This window comes from Dongia sp. agr-C8, assembly GCF_054658695.1.
The window spans coordinates 1,208,580-1,224,766 of the sequence record NZ_BAAGHZ010000001.1; the positions used below are offsets into that span (position 1 = coordinate 1,208,580).

The 16,187-nt window shown below is 65.8% G+C and carries 13 protein-coding genes; 5 read left to right on the plus strand and 8 right to left on the minus strand.

The annotated features are described in order from the left end of the window. The first annotated feature begins 31 nt into the window (after positions 1–31). On the plus strand, positions 32–2,128 hold the full coding sequence (locus ACYQ4T_RS05570; RefSeq protein ID WP_459851285.1) for a catalase: 2,097 nt from the start codon (positions 32–34) through the stop codon (positions 2,126–2,128). A gap of 602 nt (positions 2,129–2,730) precedes the next feature. Here ACYQ4T_RS05570 and ACYQ4T_RS05575 read toward each other — a convergent pair. From ACYQ4T_RS05575 to ACYQ4T_RS05595, 5 genes are all read right to left on the minus strand, one after another. Beyond that, positions 2,731–3,858, minus strand: coding sequence for a pentapeptide repeat-containing protein (locus tag ACYQ4T_RS05575; protein WP_459851286.1), 1,128 nt, complete (start codon positions 3,856–3,858; stop codon positions 2,731–2,733). Further along, the gene (locus ACYQ4T_RS05580) at positions 3,843–4,856 is read right to left on the minus strand and encodes a pentapeptide repeat-containing protein (RefSeq protein ID WP_459851287.1); all 1,014 of its coding nucleotides are present in this window, start codon (positions 4,854–4,856) and stop codon (positions 3,843–3,845) included. Before ACYQ4T_RS05580 ends, ACYQ4T_RS05575 begins: the two co-directional genes overlap by 16 nt. Continuing rightward, positions 4,853–5,926, minus strand: coding sequence for a pentapeptide repeat-containing protein (locus ACYQ4T_RS05585; protein ID WP_459851288.1), 1,074 nt, complete (start codon positions 5,924–5,926; stop codon positions 4,853–4,855). Before ACYQ4T_RS05585 ends, ACYQ4T_RS05580 begins: the two co-directional genes overlap by 4 nt. 215 nt (positions 5,927–6,141) lie before the next feature. Further along, a complete protein-coding gene (gene hisD / locus ACYQ4T_RS05590; RefSeq protein ID WP_459851289.1) occupies positions 6,142–7,473 on the minus strand; it encodes a histidinol dehydrogenase in 1,332 nt (443 codons plus the stop codon). Positions 7,474–7,502: 29 nt separating this feature from the next. Next, entirely contained in the window at positions 7,503–8,288 is a 786-nt protein-coding gene (locus ACYQ4T_RS05595; RefSeq protein WP_459851290.1) for an SDR family NAD(P)-dependent oxidoreductase, read from the minus strand. A gap of 46 nt (positions 8,289–8,334) precedes the next feature. Here ACYQ4T_RS05595 and ACYQ4T_RS05600 point away from each other — a divergent pair, with 46 nt between their 5' ends. The 4 genes from ACYQ4T_RS05600 (at position 8,335) to ACYQ4T_RS05615 (ending at position 12,579) form a co-directional block, all read left to right on the plus strand. Beyond that, positions 8,335–9,648: a hypothetical protein gene (locus tag ACYQ4T_RS05600; protein WP_459851291.1), complete on the plus strand. Its 1,314-nt coding sequence runs from the start codon at positions 8,335–8,337 to the stop codon at positions 9,646–9,648. A gap of 89 nt (positions 9,649–9,737) precedes the next feature. Beyond that, the gene (locus tag ACYQ4T_RS05605; RefSeq protein ID WP_459851292.1) at positions 9,738–10,739 is read left to right on the plus strand and encodes an ABC transporter substrate-binding protein; all 1,002 of its coding nucleotides are present in this window, start codon (positions 9,738–9,740) and stop codon (positions 10,737–10,739) included. 239 nt (positions 10,740–10,978) lie between these two features. Next, a complete protein-coding gene (locus tag ACYQ4T_RS05610; protein WP_459851293.1) occupies positions 10,979–11,782 on the plus strand; it encodes an ABC transporter permease in 804 nt (267 codons plus the stop codon). Positions 11,783–11,787: 5 nt separating this feature from the next. Beyond that, positions 11,788–12,579 (plus strand): ABC transporter ATP-binding protein, encoded by a 792-nt coding sequence (locus tag ACYQ4T_RS05615; protein WP_459851294.1) that lies wholly within the window; start codon positions 11,788–11,790, stop codon positions 12,577–12,579. On the opposite strand, the gene bchE is transcribed toward ACYQ4T_RS05615, so the two are convergent. From bchE to ACYQ4T_RS05630, 3 genes are all read right to left on the minus strand, one after another. Continuing rightward, the gene (bchE, locus tag ACYQ4T_RS05620; protein ID WP_459851295.1) at positions 12,576–14,129 is read right to left on the minus strand and encodes a magnesium-protoporphyrin IX monomethyl ester anaerobic oxidative cyclase; all 1,554 of its coding nucleotides are present in this window, start codon (positions 14,127–14,129) and stop codon (positions 12,576–12,578) included. The two genes, ACYQ4T_RS05615 and bchE, sit on opposite strands and share 4 nt — an antisense overlap. Before the next feature lie 84 nt (positions 14,130–14,213). Continuing rightward, a complete protein-coding gene (locus ACYQ4T_RS05625) occupies positions 14,214–15,167 on the minus strand; it encodes an ABC transporter permease (RefSeq protein WP_459851296.1) in 954 nt (317 codons plus the stop codon). Then, positions 15,164–16,105, minus strand: a complete 942-nt coding sequence (locus ACYQ4T_RS05630; RefSeq protein ID WP_459851297.1) for an ABC transporter permease — start codon at positions 16,103–16,105, stop codon at positions 15,164–15,166. The genes ACYQ4T_RS05625 and ACYQ4T_RS05630 overlap by 4 nt, the downstream gene beginning before the upstream one ends. Positions 16,106–16,187 lie beyond the last annotated feature (82 nt).

Below are 16,187 nucleotides of genomic sequence, written 5' to 3' on the forward strand. Positions count from 1 at the left end.
CCGGCGGCTTCCATTCTTCAGGGAGGATCGCATGGCCAAGTCGGCGCGTGGCGGAAGCAACGGCGGCAAGTCGAAATCGGAAATCGCGACGGCGCCGCGGAAGAGCGGCGAGACGCATCAGGTCGCCGCGCGCGGGCCGGTGCTGACCACGAATCAGGGCGCGCCGATCTCCGACAATCAGAACTCGCTGAAGGCCGGCGCGCGCGGCCCGACCTTGCTCGAGGACTTCGTCCTCCGGGAGAAGATCACCCATTTCGACCATGAACGGATCCCGGAACGCATCGTGCATGCGCGCGGCTCGGGCGCGCATGGCGTGTTCAAGCCGACCAAGTCGATGCGGCATCTGACCAAAGCGAAGTTCCTCAGTGATCCGAAACAGCAGACCGAGGTCTTCGTGCGCTTCTCGACGGTGGCCGGCGGCGCTGGCTCGGTCGATCTGCCGCGGGACGTGCGCGGCTTCGCCGTCAAGTTCTATACCGAGGAAGGCAATTTCGATCTGGTCGGCAACAACATCCCGGTCTTCTTCATCCAGGATGCGATGAAGTTTCCCGACCTGGTCCATTCGGTGAAGATGGAGGCCGATCGCGGCTATCCGCAGGCGGCGTCCGCGCATACCACCTTCTGGGATTTCATCTCGCTGATGCCCGAGAGCCTGCACATGGTCTGCTGGGCGATGTCCGACCGCGCGATCCCGCGGGCGCTCCGCTTCATGGAGGGTTTCGGCATCCACACCTTCCGCTTCGTGAACGACGAAGGCAAATCGACCTTCGTGAAGTTCCACTGGCGCCCGGTGCAGGGCTCCAGCTCGGTGGTCTGGGACGAGGCGATGAAGATCAGCGGCGCCGATCCCGACTTCCACCGCCGCGACCTCTACGAGGCGATCGAGAAGGGCGACTATCCGCAATGGGATTTCGCCATCCAGGCCTTCGACCAGCGGACTGCCGACAAGCTGCCCTTCGACATCCTCGACGCCACCAAGCTGATTCCGGAAGAGGTCGTGCCGCTGGAGGTGATCGGCCGGCTGACGCTCAATCGCAACCCGGACAACTTCTTCGCCGAGACCGAGCAGGTGGCCTTCCATCCGGGGCATGTCGTCCCCGGCATCGATTTCACCGAGGATCCGCTGTTGCAGGGGCGGTTGTTCTCCTATACCGACACCCAGTTGCTCCGGCTCGGCGGCGCCAATTTCCACGAGATCCCGATCAACGCGCCGCGCTGCCCGATGCACAACTTCCAGCGCGATGGGCTCCGGCGGATGGAGGTGAACAAGGGCCGCGCCAACTACGAGCCCAACAGCATCGCGCCCGACAGCCCGCGCGAGAGCCCGACCCAGGGCTTCGCGACCTTTCCGCGGGCGGATGTCGGCGACAAGCTGCGGCAGCGCTCGGAGACCTTCGCCGACCATTACAGCCAGGCGCGGCAGTTCTTCCGCTCGCAGTCGGAGCCGGAGCAGCGCCATATCATCGGCGCCTTCACCTTCGAACTCGGCAAGGTCGAGATCGAGGCGATCCGCAAGCGGATGCTCGGCCACCTGATGCTGATCGACAGGAGCCTCGGCCAGGCGGTCGCCGAGAAGCTCGGCATGGAAGGCGAGGCCGATGCGATCACGCCGGCGCGGAAGCCGATCGACCTGCCGACCTCGGATGCGCTCAGTATCCTGAAGAAGTGGAAGCCCACCCTGAAAGGCCGCAAGGTCGGCGTGCTGGTGACCGACGGCGCCGACGGCGCGCTCGTCATGCAGCTCATGAAGGCGATCGACAAGGAAGGCGCTACCGCGCAGATCGTGGCGCCCAAGGCCGGCGGCGTCACGGTGAAGGGCGGCAAGACTCTTGCCGTCGATCAGGCGCTCCGCGGCGCGCCGTCGATCGTGTTCGACCACGTCGCCATCGTCGCCTCGGCGGAGGGCGCCGCGATGCTGGCGAAACAGGTCGACCCGGTGAACTGGGTCCGCGACGCCTTCGGGCACCTGAAGGTCATCGGCTATACGGCCGAGGCCAAGCCGCTGCTGCAGAAGGCTGCGATCGAGGTGGATGCCGGCGTCATCGACGTGAAAGCCGGCACGCCCAAGTTCATCACGGCCGCGAAGCAAGGCCGCGTCTGGGACCGCGAGCCGAAAATTCGGGACTGATTCCACGCGGGTCGTCAGCTCCCTTGTCGAATTGGTCTGCATCCTGTCTGCGTTGGGTGAGGCTGGGCCTTCGCAGACGCGACACAGACGGCCAGTGGCCGTCTGCGTAAGGCAAGTCATTGATGCGGCCCGAAAGTTGGCGCTGTGCGCCGGCGTCGCCCCTCGATTTTGTCTGCGTCCTGTCTGCGATGCAGTGCAACAAAAGAGCGGCGGGGCGCGCGGCGGGTCAGAATCCGTACATGCACTGTACATGCATCCCGGCGATGGAGCGGTACTGCGGCGCGCGCCGGTCGGCAATCAAACACACACTATTATATATGGATTGCATCCGAAAGCCAAGCGCCGGGCTCCCGGATTTTAGGTGGCGCGCGATCTGTCCGGTTTAGCTAGCACACGGTCTATCCGGTTAGCGGAGGGCTCGTCGCAGAACAGCACCGTCACGTCGTGGGCGCCAAGGCGATATCCGCGGCCATCATGAAGATGGTGGACGACGACAAGGGCGCCCATCCGGTGAAACCAGCCGTCCCCGGCTCGCGGTTGCGCGGCGCGACATCGCGGTCGCAAAGCGCAACCGCTTCCACGGCTGCCGGAAAGCGGACCGCTCAGGGCGAGGGGCAACTTCCTTCAGCATCGATCATGCCGGCCGCCTTCGGATCGAGGTCGTCCGGGAGCCGGGTGGCGCAGTCGTACTTGGCGCCGGCCAGAGAAGAGTCCTCGAAATAGGCGTCGGTGAGATCGGCGCCGAGGAAGCTGGCGTTGCGGAACGAGCTGCGGACGAACTCGCAGGTCGCGAGCTGCGCGCGATCGAAGTTGGCGTCGTCGAAGTTGCCTTCGGAGACTTCGCATTGCTTGGCGGGTTTGAGGTCGGACCAGTCCTTCCAGCCGGGCGTCAGCCGGCCGGTCGCCACGAAGCGCGCATGCGCGATCTTGCGCTGCCATTCCGGCGTTCGCGGCGCCTTCCGCTCGACCTCCGCCAGGGTCGCTTCCGGCTCGTCGTCGGGCTGCACCTGGGCGCGGACGACGGCGAGGGTCAGCTGCAGGTCGAGGTCGGACGGATTGCCGGCGAGGATGCCCTCATACTCGATGAGCGCACGATTCAGCTCGTTGTTGTCGAACAAATGGGCGGCATAAGCCAGTCGTGCCGCGCGGTCCCCAGACTCTGCCGCCAGCCGCATCGCCTCGGTATCCAAATGATACTGGACCAGCAGGCGATCGAGCTCCGGATCCTGCAGTGGAAGACGACCAATTGGCATGGTCCGACTGGGAGCGTCAATGAAGAGGAAGTCGTCATGCGTCTCGATGAGCTGGGCTTGCTCCGGCGTCAACTCGATCGCATCCTTCACCAGCATGAAACGCTTCTCCAGCAAGCGGGCGCTGAAGCGCATCTTTTCTCCCAGCCGCAGTGGGGCAGTCGGACAGATCTTCAGACGCAATCCCATGATGACGACGACGTCCGGTGCGACCGCGCCCTTCCAGACACGGTCAATGTGCATGCGCGCCAAAGTGATGCCGAGATCATCGGACTCGGTGGGCTCGATGACTCCTTCGACGATGACTTCGGCAGTCTTGACGATGGCTTCGCGCTCGTCTTGCTCAAGAGCAGCTGGGTTCAGGTCAGAGGTCGGAGGGACCGAGCAAGCGACGGCAGGATGCGGCGTGGCGAGCAGAAGGCTCAGGAGCAGGATCGGTCGAAGCATGCCCCACCTCGGCCGGATCATCGCAGGGCGCATTCGCCGTCGACGTTGATCATGCCCGCCGCCTTCGGGTCGAGGTCGTCCGGCAGCTTGGTCGCGCAGTCGTAGCGTGCGCCGGTGAGGTCGGAATCCTGGAAGTAGGAGCCGGTGAGATCGGTGCCGCGGAAGCTGGCATTGCGGAAGCTGCTGTAGCGGAAGGCACATTCGGCTAGGTCGGCGCGATCGAAGACCGCGCTGTCGAAGTCTGCGCGGTAGCTGTAGCAGCCCTGGTGCATCCGTCTGAGGTCGGACCAGTCCTTCTGTTCCTCGGAGAGCAGGAGCAGGCCGCGTCTCGGAAGCTTTATGCCTTGGCGCCGCAACGCGTCCGCATATTCCTGCGCGCGGCGCCCGTCATTGTTGTCGTAGAGATGCTCGAGGAAGGCGAGTTTGGCCTGCTCGTTGCCGGCTGTGGCCGCCTTCTGCAATGCATCGGTGTCGGCTTGATACGCGGTCAGCACGCGGTCGAACTCCGGGTCATGGAGCGGCAAGTAGGGCGATCCCCAGCGGTGTTCCAGATAGAGGAGGTCGGTGCTCGGGTCGAGTTCGGGATAGCCGTCGCCCTGATCGCCCGCCTTGGCGAGGAACCGCGCACCGATGCGGATTCGCTCGCCGACCGGTATTGCAAGCGGACAGTCGGGCAACCTGGGCTGGAACGGCCATTCGTTGAAGAACAGTGGAGTAAAGACGGTCCAGGCGACCCGGGTGCTCGCGGCGCCCTTCCAGACCTTGTCGACCCGCAGGACTGCCAGTCCCCGGCCATGCAAATCGGTGCTGATGTCCGGGAGCCGGTAGGATTCGAGGGTGCCTTCGACGATAACCGCATATCCGCGGACAAGGGCTGCGCGCGGGAATCGGTCGAAAGTTTCGATCATGGCGCTGAGTGGCACTTCCTGGCAGCGCGGCGCCTGAGGGTGGCTCGTACCCATGTCTGCGCCGGCCGGCATTCCGGCCGTCAGCACGCTCAGACCAAGGAGGAGGGCGAGGATGCGCTTCATTGCGGCGCCGGCTGTGGGCAGCTCCCGTCGACGTTGATCATGGCGGCGGCGACCGGGTCGAGATCTTTTGGCAGCTTGGTCGCGCAGTCGTATTTGGCGCCGGTTAGATCGACGTCTTCAAGGACCACGCTGCTGAGATCGGAGCCCTTGAAATTTGTGCCACGGAACGTCGAGCGTTCGAAGTAGCAGTTGAGGTGTGAACCGGCAAAGTTGAAGTCGTCGTAGTGCTGGCCATAGCCAGAGCAGATTCCCCTGTTGGTGAGGTTCGACCAATCTTTCCAATCCGAGTCCAGATGCCCTGTGGTCTCGAACAAAGTGCGCGCGATTTTGCCGCGCAATACCTCGTTGTTGCCGGCGATCTTCCGCATTCCAGTCAATGTGTCCTCGGCATCGTTTGTGTTGCCGGTCTCGGTTTGGAGAGCGACCAGCGCGAAAGCCGTATCAAAGTCGTTGGGGTCTTCGCGGCTTAGCGCTTCGAGCATCCACAGCGCGCGATGTTTCTCACCGTGCTGCCGCAAATAGCCCGCAAAGGCCAGCTGCTCCGCGCGCCCACCCGCTTCGGCCTGGCGTTGCAGGATGAGTGTGCGCTCGCGATAGAGCTGCAGGCCAGCGTCCTCATTTGGCCCCCGAGACCCAAAATAGGAGAGCATGTCATAGCCAAAGACGTTGGGTGACCTCGGCGTCGGCGCAATGCGGAGTGGCGCACCAACCGGTGGGACCGCCTCGCACATGGAGCCGGGTTCGCCAAATTCCAGCGTGATGAATTCCGCAGCCTCGCCCTTCCACACGCGGTCCATGCGCATGCGGGCCTTCCTCCAATGGGAGTCGGTGGCTCCAGGCTCGCCGGCAATCGGCTCCCGTTGAACGACGACGCCCTCAAGCACGACTTCAGGCAGGGAGTCGGCGATCTGCTCGGGGGTCGGTGGCGGCGCGGTGCTGGGCGGGATCTCGTAAACTTCGCCGGTCACCGGATCTTCGGCGTAAACCTGCGTAGGCACACTACAGGCCATGGCGGACGAGCAGAAGCCCGTAAGCACCAGAATGGCTACCGCAAGATACCGCACTGTCACCCCAGCCACCTCCGATCGACCAGGGGGATTCTATCGCCACCTTGCCGAGTAGGCCATCGCACATTTTCTGCGACGGTACTGGTGCCTTAACAGGCGGGACCGAGCGACCCCTCACCCAACTGCGCGTAGGCTCGGCTTTGCCTCGCCAACGCTGCGTAACCCTCTCCCGCAAGGGGAGAGGGGAAGCGGGCGCCGTGCGACGTTGCTTTCTGACTTTACTTGCCGAGGATGCCGTCGCGTATCTCGGAGACCGCGTTCGCGTGCCCGACAAAGCCTTCGTAGGTCGCGAGGATGCGGGCCTTCGCTGCCAGCGGCGGGTAGCCGGCGGCGGTGACGTAGCCGATGGAGCTGCGTTTCATGTAGTCGAAGACCGAGAGCGGCGAGGCGGTCTTTGCCTGGCCGTTGGTCGGCAGCACGGCGTTGGGGCCGAGCACGAAATTGCCCAAAGTGCAGGGCGTGTGGTTGCCCAAGAGGATCTCGCCGGCGTTGACGATCTTGCCGAGATGCTCGAACGGCACGTCGGAGAGGATCTGCAGGTGCTCCGGCGCGAAGTCGTTCACGAAGGCGACCGCTTCGTCGAAGCTCTGCGTCAGCACGACGCCGCCGTTGGTGCCGCCGAGCACGGTCGAGGCGAAGCCGGCGCGCTGCTCGCCCATCTTGTCGAGGAAGCCGGGGATGGCGGCGATCGCGTCGGCCGCGACCTTCGGGCTGTTGGTGACGATGAAGGCAGAGGAATCCGGGCCGTGCTCGGATTCGATCAGGAGATCGAGCGCGGCGAGACGGCCGTCGGCGGTCTCGTCGCAGAGGATGATGGATTCACTCGGACCCGCCGGCACGCCGGGGTCGATGATGTCGGCGAGGAGATGTTTCGCGGCCACCACCCAGGGGCTGCCGGGGCCGACGATCTTCACGCATTTCTGTACCGTCTGGGTGCCGTAGGCGACCGCGGCCACGGCCTGGGCGCCGCCGCATTTGTAGACCCGGTCGACGCCGATCAGCCGCGCCGCCACCAGGGTGGCGTCGTCGATCTTGCCGTCGGGGCCGGGCGGGGTGACGATGCAGACCTCCTTCACGCCGGCGACCACCGCCGGGATCGCGGTCATCATCACCACGCTGGGGAAGGAGCCCTTGCCGCGCGGGACATAGCAGGCAACCGAGGGGATCGCGATGAAGCGGTCGCCGGCAAAGGCGCCCGGCCGGATCTCGTGCAGCCACATCTCCTCGGGCTTCTGGTCCTGGTGGAACTTGCGGATCGATTCCACCGCGAATTCCAAGGCCTTCAGCACCTCTTGATCCAGGTTCACCAGCGCCTTGTCGAAATCGCCCGGCGTCGCGGCAATGCTGTCGGGATTGACCGGCGACTTGTCGAACTCGCGGGCGAAGCGGGCGAGCGCGACGTCGCCTTCGTTCTTCACCGCCTCGATGATCGGCCGCACCTTGTCGAGGATCGGCGCGATGCTGGCCTCGCTGCGTTTCAGCAGCTGCGAGCGCTGCGCGGCGTCGAGCTTCGAGAGGTCATGCAGGCTGATCTTGCGGGTCGTGGTCATCCGAAAGTCCGATCCAATCCAGAGAGCGATTACAGGGCGGCCAGGGTGCCGCCGTCGATGCCGAGGCACTGGCCGGTTATATAGGCCGCGGCGTCCGAGGCAAGGAAGATCGCCGCACCGGTCAAGTCGTCCAGCTGCCCGAACCGCCCCAGCGGGATTTTCCTTAGCATGGCCTCCTGCCAGGATGCGTCATGATAGAAAACCTCGGTCAAATCGGTCCGAAAATAGCCCGGGGCCACGGCATTGACCCGGATCTTCAAGGGCGCCCATTCGGCGGCCAGCGCCCGGGTCATGCCGAGCAGGCCGGTCTTGGAGGAACCATAGGGCACCGCGGTCGGGATGCCCCGGTAGGTGGTGAGGGAGCAGAGGTTGATGATGGCGCCGCCTTTTCCAGAGCGCTGCATCTCGGCGGCGGCGGCCTGGGCGCAGAAAAAGGCGCCCTTAAGATTGGTGTCGAGGATGCGGTCCCAGAGCGCCTCGTCGATCTCCAGCGCGGGCTTCACCTCTTCCATGCCCGCATTGTTGATGAGGATATCAAGTCCACCCAAGGCAGCGGTCGCCTGCATCACGCCGAGGCGGCAGTCCTCGGCCTTGGCGACGTCCTGCACCACCGGCACCGCGACGCCGCCGGCATCGGAGATCGCCGCGGTGACTTCGTCGAGCGCGGCCTTCTTGCGGCCGGAGACCGCGACCGCGGCGCCCGCTTGCGCCAGGCCGAGCGCGATCGCGCGGCCGATGCCGCGGCTGGCGCCGGTGACCAGGGCGCGGCGGCCGGCCAGGCTGAAGGCGGCGAGTGCCGTCGGTTGTATAGACAAGAGGCTCTCCGTATAACGCTGCAACAAGCTAGCCGAGACGGACGGGATGGGCGAGAGCACAGAAGACGCACCGACGGCGAAAGCGCGGGCGCTGATGCAGGCGGGGCGGGTGGCCGAGGCGGAGGCCGTGGTCGCGGCGCTGATCGCCGAGGAATTCGGGCGCGCGGTCGGCAAGCTCACGATCAACCGCGATGCCTATAGCCTCAACTCGCTGAACGGCTTCGTCGAGACCGCGGCCGGGTCGTTCTTCTTCAAGTTCCACCAGGAGGAGGGCGAGGACCGGATGTCGGGCGAATACTACCGCGCCCGCATCCTGGCCGAGGCGGGGCTGCCGGTCGATCTCCCGGTCGAGACCAGCACCCGGCCCGGCCGGCAGATCCTGCTCTATCGGCTGCGCCAGGACCGGCGCCTCGCCGAGGTCGCGCGCGACCTGGATGAAGAGCGCGATGTAGCGAAGCTGGCGCCGGTGATCGCCGCGCAGGCGGCGCTCGATCGCGCGGTGGCCGATGTCTATCGGCGGACCTTGCATCCGATCACGCCGGAGCAATCGCGGGCCGAGCCGATCCATCGCTTGTTCCACGAACGCCTGCGCGATTTCGATCGGCCGGGGGAGATCGGCGGGCGCTTCGCGTCCTTCTATCGCGACCAGGATTTCGTGCTGCCGGGCATCACCTTGAACTGGCGCGATCTGCGCGATCTCAAGATCGCGTTCAACGGCGTCCTTTATCGCGACAGCCTCGGCAGTTTGTTCGATGCGGCCTTCGCCGAACTCGATCCATCGCGTTTCGCTGGTTTGGGTGTCACGGCGCATGGCGACGCCCACAACGCCAATGTCTGGTATGAGGAGGCGCAGACGCCGCCCCATCTTTCGCTGTTCGATCCGGCCTTCGCGGGATCGCATGTGCCGGCGCTGCTGGCCGAGGTGAAGCCGACCTTCCACAACATTTTCGCGCATCCCTACTGGCTCTATGAGCCGCAGGTTGCAGCGACGCGCTTCCGGGCCGAGGTGACGCGCCGCGGCGACTTGCTGGAGATCAAGACCGACTGGGCGCTCTCGCCCCTGCGGACGCGGTTCCTGGAGCGGAAGGCAGAACTGCTGTGGCGGCCGCTCCTTCGGGAGATGCAGGCGCGCGGCCAGTTGCCGCAGGACTGGCGGCGACGGTTGAAGCTGGCGCTGTTCTGCTGCCCGACCCTGGTGATGAACCTCCGGGCGGGCGCGGGATCGCATAAGCCGGTTTCGTCCGCCATCGGCCTCGGCATTGCCGTGATGATGGGCAGCGCGCCCAAGGAAGGGGCAGGGGACGCGCTCTCCGCCTTCCTCGATGCGATTGAACCAATTGGTTCTGCCCGGAATCCATGAGGCAAACGGTGACAGGTCGTTGACGGCAGCGGGTCCAATCACGACACTCCGAGCTTCATTTCCAACCGACCGAGACAGAGGGGGCTTCCATGAAATTTCAGACCAGCCGACGCCAGTTGATGGCCGGCGCCGCGGCTTTGGGTGTCGCCAGCACGTTCCGCAGCGCCTTCGCCCAGGACATTCCGGCAAAGCCGGAAGCCGGCGCGATCAAGATGGGCATCGAGCCCTGGCTCGGCTACGGACAATGGCATGTCGCCGCCAAGAAGGGCCTGTTCAAGGAGCAGGGCCTGGACGAGGTCGAGATCGTGAACTTCACCACCGACGCCGACCTCAACGCGGCGCTGGCCAGCGGGCAGCTGGAATGCGGCAACATCGCCACCCACACCGCGATGGCCTTCGCCGCCGCCGGCCTGCCGCTGAAGATCGTGCTGCTGCTCGACGTCTCGATGACCGCCGACGCGATGCTCTCCGACGGCTCGGTCACCGACATCAAGGGGCTGAAGGGCATGCAGGTCGCCTATGAGGAAGGGACGACCAGCGATCTCCTGCTGAACTATGCGCTGGCCGCGAACGGCATGAGCGTCGCCGACATCCAGAAGGTGCCGATGCCCGCCGCCGATGCCGGCAGCGCGCTCATCGCCGGCAAGGTGCCGGTGGCGGTCACCTATGAGCCCTACCTCACGCTCGCGCTCAATCAGAACAAGAAGACCAAGATGATCTACGAGGCCGGCGTGGCGCCGGGGCTGATCAGCGACGTGCTGGTGGTCAGCGACAAGTTCCTCGCAGAGAAGCCGGGCCAGATCCTGGCGCTCTTGAAGACCTGGGACGCGGCGCTCGCCGCCTACAAGGCCGACACGGCGGGTGCCCGCGCGATCATCTCCGAAGCGGTCGGCGCCAAGCCGGAAGAGCTCGCAACCGCCTTTGACGGCGTCACCTATTACTCGATCGCCGAGAACAAGACGCAGCTCGGCGGCGACTACAAGAACAAGGTGATGCCCGCCGTGAAGGACGCCGCCACCAAGGCCGGCATCCTGACCAAGGATGTCGACGGCCCGGGCCTGATCGATCCGCGCTTCGTGGCGGCGGCTTGAGAGAGAGCGCCGCGCTGGATCATCTCGTCGAGGGTCGATATCAGCATCACGGCTGCATCAACCCCCACCCCAACCCGCCCCCATCTTGGGGGCGGGAGCAGGCAAGAGTCGTCACTTGAAACAGCCTCTTCACTAGAGTTCCTTCCCCCAAGATGGGGGAAGGCCAGGAAGGGGGTTGATGCAGCCGGAGCATTCTCTGATTTCGCATCGTCGAGAGATCCAGTGCGAACTGTATGACCATGCCCACCAGGAAACCCAACTCTCTCTTCCGCCTGACCGCGTCGATCACGCGCGTGCAGTTCGTTGGGATATCGATCGTCGTCTTCGCGTCGTTGCTGGCGCTGTGGTGGATCGCGACGGCGCAGGAATGGGTGAAGCCGCTGTTCCTCCCCAGCCCGCCCAAGGTGGTGGCGCGGCTCGCTGAGCTCGCGGCCTCGGGGCAGCTCTGGCAGGACGCCGGGATCAGCATCTTCCGCATCAGCATCGGCTTCCTGATCTCCACGGCGTTTGCGCTGCCGATCGGCGTGCTGATCGGCTGCTACAAGGCCTGGGAGGCGATCGTCGAGCCGGTGGTCGATTTCATCCGCTACATGCCGGTGGTCGCCTTCGTGCCGCTGACCATCCTCTGGACCGGCACCGGCGACACGCAGAAGTATCTTATCATCTGGATCGGCACCTTCTTCCAGCAGGTGCTGCTGATCATGGACAATGTGAAGGGCGTGCCCTGGGACTTCATCAACCTCGGCCGCACCCTGCAGATGCCGGAGCGCCGCATCCTCGCCCGCATCGTGCTGCCGAGCGCGATGCCGGGGATCTGGGATTCGCTGCGCATCTCTCTGGGTTGGGCCTGGACCTGGCTGGTGGTGGCCGAGCTGGTCGCCGCGACCTCGGGCATGGGCTATCGCATCACGACTGCCCAAAGGTTCTTCCAGACCGATCTCATCATCGGCTACATCCTGCTGCTGGGCTGCTTCGGCCTCGCCACCGACCAGGCGATGAAGGCGCTCGGCCGCCGCATGTTCCGCTACATGGCGCCGCGGTGACCGGGATGCCGAAACTCACCATCTCCAACCTCTCGAAGACTTTCGGCGAAGGGCCGCGCGCCGTCACCGCCTTGCAGGGCGTCGATCTGGCGATCGGCGACAACGAGTTCCTGTCCCTGGTCGGCACCTCGGGCTGCGGCAAGAGCACGCTGCTGTCGATCGTCGCCGGCCTGGAATCCCACGACCAGGGTGCGGTGCTGGTGGACGGCGTGCCGGTGGACGGACCGGGCCTCGACCGCGGCGTGGTGTTCCAGAGCTACACGCTCTTCCCATGGCTGACCGCGCGGCAGAATGTCGAGTTCGCGCTGCGCGAGGCGGGGATGCGCGGCAAGGAAGCCGCGGACGCGGCGCTGGATCACCTGAAGCTGGTCGGCCTCGACGGTTTCGCCGATTCCTACCCGCGCGAGCTGTCCGGAGGCATGAAGCAGCGCGTCGCCATCGCGCGCGCTCTTTCCTATCGGCCAAAGATGCTGCTGATGGATGAGCCCTTCGGCGCGCTGGATGCTTTGACCCGGCATCACATGCAGGAGCTGTTGACCCGGATCTGGGAGAAGCATCGACTGACCGTGCTCTTCATCACCCATGACGTGGAAGAGGCGGTCTACATGTCGGATCGGGTGGCCGTCATGAGCAACCGCCCGGGCCGGATCAAGGAGATCATCGACATCGATCTCGAACGGCCCCGGCATTACGACCTGGTGGCGAGCCCCCGGTTCCAGCAGCTCCACCGCGCGGTGCTGGACTCGATCCGCGCCGAATCCATCGAAGTCGCCCAGCTCGGCACGGCCTTGGCCTAACCGACCTTCCGCGCTTCGGGTCTGGCTCTCACCACCTGCAGCGCCTCCTCTTCCGTGTCCTGCGGCCCGCCCCAGAAGGCGGCGACGCTGGGGCCGGTCTGGGTGCGGCGGTCGCGGATGAGGAAGTTCTTGATCTCGAACGGCCAGACCCGGCGGCCCATCTGCGAATACCAGCGCATGCTCTGGCGGAGCACCGGGTCGGGGTGCAGCCAGGTGCGCCGGAGCGCCTTCGGCCGCGCCTGCAAGACCACCTCGGTGAGCTTCACCCAGAGGAGCACGCGCCAGGGCGGTACGTGCCGCGTCGCCAGCACCTGGTGCTTGTAGTCCCAGCGGCTGCGGTCGAGCTGGATCACGCGCCGGTTCGCGGCGAGGCGGAAGTAGGGCGTCCAGCGGTGCGGCGTCACATAGAGCAGCTGGATCTGGTCGGGATCGTAGGCGAGCAAATGCCGCATCCCGCGCCAATAGTTGCGGTCGCGTTCCTCCTCGAAGCCGACCACCCAGGTCGCCATGGAGAGGATGCCGTTCTTGCGGAGTTCCTGGATCGCCCGGCGGTCGGTGGCGGTGCCGCCGCCTTTCTGGATCAGCTTCAGGGTCGCGGGATCGGTATTCTCCATGCCGAGCAGGAAGCGGATCCAGCCGGCCTTGCGGTAGAGATGCAGCAGATCGGCATCGCGGACGATGTCGTCGGCGCGGGTCGAGCCGACCAGGAGCACGTTCACCTTCTCGGCGATCAAGGCCTCGAGGAAGGTCTTCCAGGCACTGCGCGAGACGGTCGGGTTCTCGTCGGCGAAGTTAAAGAGCTCGACACCATGCTCGCGGTGCAGCCGGGCCAGCTCTGCCGCGAAGCGGCGGGGATCGCGGTGGCGCCAGCGGGTCCAGAAGCCGCGCTGGCCGCAGTAGTTGCACAAGTGCGGGCAGCCGCGAGAGAACTGCACCACCACCGCGCGCTTGCCGCCCCAATAGCTGTAGCGCTTGAAGTCGATGAGCTCCCAGCCGATGCGATAGGCGTCGAGATCCTGAATGGTCGGTGCGGGGATGGTGGCGACCGCCTTGAAGCCGCGGCGATAGGCGATGCCGGGGATATGGCCGAGTTCGATATCCTCGATCGGGATGTCGGCGAGCGCGCCGCCGCCGTCGAGGGCGTTCATCAGCCGCCGCGCGGTCTCCTCGCCCTCGCCGCGCACGATGACGTCGATCTCCGGCACTTCCGCCAGGACTTCGCGCCAATGATAGGTCGGGAAGACGCCGCCGTAGATGAGGCGCGCCGCGGGCAGAGCCTGCCGCAAGGCCTTGAAGATCGCCGTGGCGGCGGGATGGCCGGAGGTCGAGCCGGAATGGCCGATCAGCACGGCGTCGGGCGCGTGGGCGATGGCCTCGCGGATGATGGCGGTGAGCGGCATCGGCCCGAACTCGGCGTCGAGCAGGCGCACCTGATGCCCGTCATCGATCAGCGGCCCGCCGATCGAGAGCAGGCCCAAAGGCGGCAGGTGGTCGTCGGGAATCCGGCTGCCGATCGCCGGATGCGGCGGGTTGATGATGAGAATGCGCATGGCGACTCCCCCGTTGCTGGCGCTGCAGGGATAGCGGGGGAGTCCGGCGCCTTTCCGGCGCGATTGGGGCTGGAGTGTGGAAGCTTAGCGGCTTTCCTTCTCGCCGCCGGCGATGGCGATGACGGCGATGATGATGAGGCCGGTGGCAACCAGACGAATGCCGGCGCTGGCGCCGAAGGTGTTGAGCATGGTGACCAGCAGGAACATGAAGAGCGCCGCGCCCCAGATGCCGGGAACCGAGGCGCGTCCGCCGGCGACCGAGGTGCCGCCGATCACCACGACGGCGATCGAGCCCAAGAGATATTCCGCGCCCATGTCGAGCGCCGGTCCGCCGGAGAATCCGGCCAGCAGGATGCCGCAGATCGCGGCGAGCAGGGCGCTGGCGACGTAAGTCAGGAAGCGGAAGCGCTCGACCGGGATATTGGCGAGCCAGGCGGCGCGGGCGTTCTGGCCGATGGCGGAGATCGCGCGGCCGTAATAGCTGCGCCCGACGATGACGCCGACCACGACCGAGAACAGGATGGTGACGACGGCGAGCCAAGGGACACCAAGAGTCTCGCCGGTGGTGAAGGCGTCGAGCATCGAGGGCGGCTTGATGCGGATGCCGCGGTTATAGGCGATGGCGCTGGATTGCACGAGGAAGCTCATCGACAGCGTGGCGATGATGGGCGGGATCCGCAGGAAGCGGATCAGCGCGTAGTTGAGCGCGCCAACCACGGCACCCGCGGCGAGCGCGGCGACGATACCGACCGCGATCAGGGCGTTCTGCTCGTCCATCACCTTCATGGCGACTGTGCCGCAGAGCGTGATGGTGGCCGGGATCGAGAGATCGACATTGCCGGGGCCGGTGGTGATGACCAGCATCTGCCCGGTGCCGACGATCACCGTGAAACAGGCGAAGGAGAGAGCGGCGGTGACGATCTCGCCGGCGCCCAAGCCCCGGGTGAAGGCGATGGTGGCGATCCAGACCGCCGCGGCGCCGACGAAGGACCAGATCCAGGGCGCCTGTTGCAGCTTTCGAAGAGTGGCGACGCTCATCGCGCGGCCCCCCGGCTGATCAGCGCGCGCAAGGTGAGGACGATGATCAGGATGGCGCCCTGGGCGCCGATCTGCCAGTCGGGCGAGATGTGCAGGAAGCCGAGCAGCCAGCCCGCCGACGCCAAGGTCAACGCGCCGAGCACGGCGCCGGCCGGCGAGACGATGCCGCCCATGAAGGCGCCGCCGCCGAGGATCACGCCGGCGATGGAATAGAGCGTGTAGCGGTCGGCGATATGCGCATCGGCGGCGCTGGTGAGGCCGATCAGCGAGAGCCCGGAGAGCACGCCGAAGCTGCCGGCGAGGCCGAACATCACCATCTTGGTCTTCAGCAGCGACCAGCCGGCGCGGGCGACCGCCTTCGGGTTGCCGCCGGCGCCGCGCAAGACCACGCCGTAGGAGGAATGCATCAAGGCGAGTTGCACCAGCACGGCGATGACCAGCGCGGCGATGATCGGGAAGGGTATCACCGGCACCTTGAGGTTCATGAGGCCGTGCAGCCAGTCCGGCGCCTTGCCGCCGGGGGTGGGGAGCAGCAGCACGGCGAGCCCCGCCCAGACGAAGGACATGCCGAGCGTCACCACGATCGAGGGCAGGTTGCGCAAATGGATCAGCGCGCCGATCGCGGCATAGGCGGCGATGCAAAGCAGCAGCAGCACCACGCCGGTGAGCGGCTCGGTCGGCAGGTAGAGCCCGGCGATGCAGGTCACCAGGCCGACGAAGGCGCCGATCGAAAGATCGAGGTCGTTGACGGCGATCACGAACATCTGCGCGATGGTGGCCAAAGCGATCGGCACCGCGTATTGGAAGATCAGGGTCAGGCCGAACTGGCTCATCGCGATCGGCTGCATGATGAAGATCGGGATCAGCAGGGCCGCCAGCGATACGCCCGGCAGGATGCGGCGCAGCAGATCGCGGTTGAGGAGGAGAGCGGCGTTCACCGTTTTGCTCCGGGACAAACAACAACCCCAGCCGTCATCCCGGCGCTAGGCGCCGGGATCCACGCCTTGGATGCTGCAAGAT

Bases quoted from the DNA above. Each gene is read 5' to 3' on its own strand.
- ACYQ4T_RS05570 (WP_459851285.1), top strand. From the start codon at position 32: ATGGCCAAGTCGGCGCGTGGCGGAAGCAACGGCGGCAAGTCGAAATCG.
- ACYQ4T_RS05575 (WP_459851286.1), bottom strand. From the start codon at position 3,858: ATGCGCCCTGCGATGATCCGGCCGAGGTGGGGCATGCTTCGACCGATC.
- ACYQ4T_RS05580 (WP_459851287.1), bottom strand. From the start codon at position 4,856: ATGAAGCGCATCCTCGCCCTCCTCCTTGGTCTGAGCGTGCTGACGGCC.
- hisD (WP_459851289.1), bottom strand. From the start codon at position 7,473: ATGACCACGACCCGCAAGATCAGCCTGCATGACCTCTCGAAGCTCGAC.
- ACYQ4T_RS05600 (WP_459851291.1), top strand. From the start codon at position 8,335: ATGGGCGAGAGCACAGAAGACGCACCGACGGCGAAAGCGCGGGCGCTG.
- ACYQ4T_RS05605 (WP_459851292.1), top strand. From the start codon at position 9,738: ATGAAATTTCAGACCAGCCGACGCCAGTTGATGGCCGGCGCCGCGGCT.
- ACYQ4T_RS05610 (WP_459851293.1), top strand. From the start codon at position 10,979: ATGCCCACCAGGAAACCCAACTCTCTCTTCCGCCTGACCGCGTCGATC.
- ACYQ4T_RS05615 (WP_459851294.1), top strand. From the start codon at position 11,788: ATGCCGAAACTCACCATCTCCAACCTCTCGAAGACTTTCGGCGAAGGG.
- bchE (WP_459851295.1), bottom strand. From the start codon at position 14,129: ATGCGCATTCTCATCATCAACCCGCCGCATCCGGCGATCGGCAGCCGG.
- ACYQ4T_RS05625 (WP_459851296.1), bottom strand. From the start codon at position 15,167: ATGAGCGTCGCCACTCTTCGAAAGCTGCAACAGGCGCCCTGGATCTGG.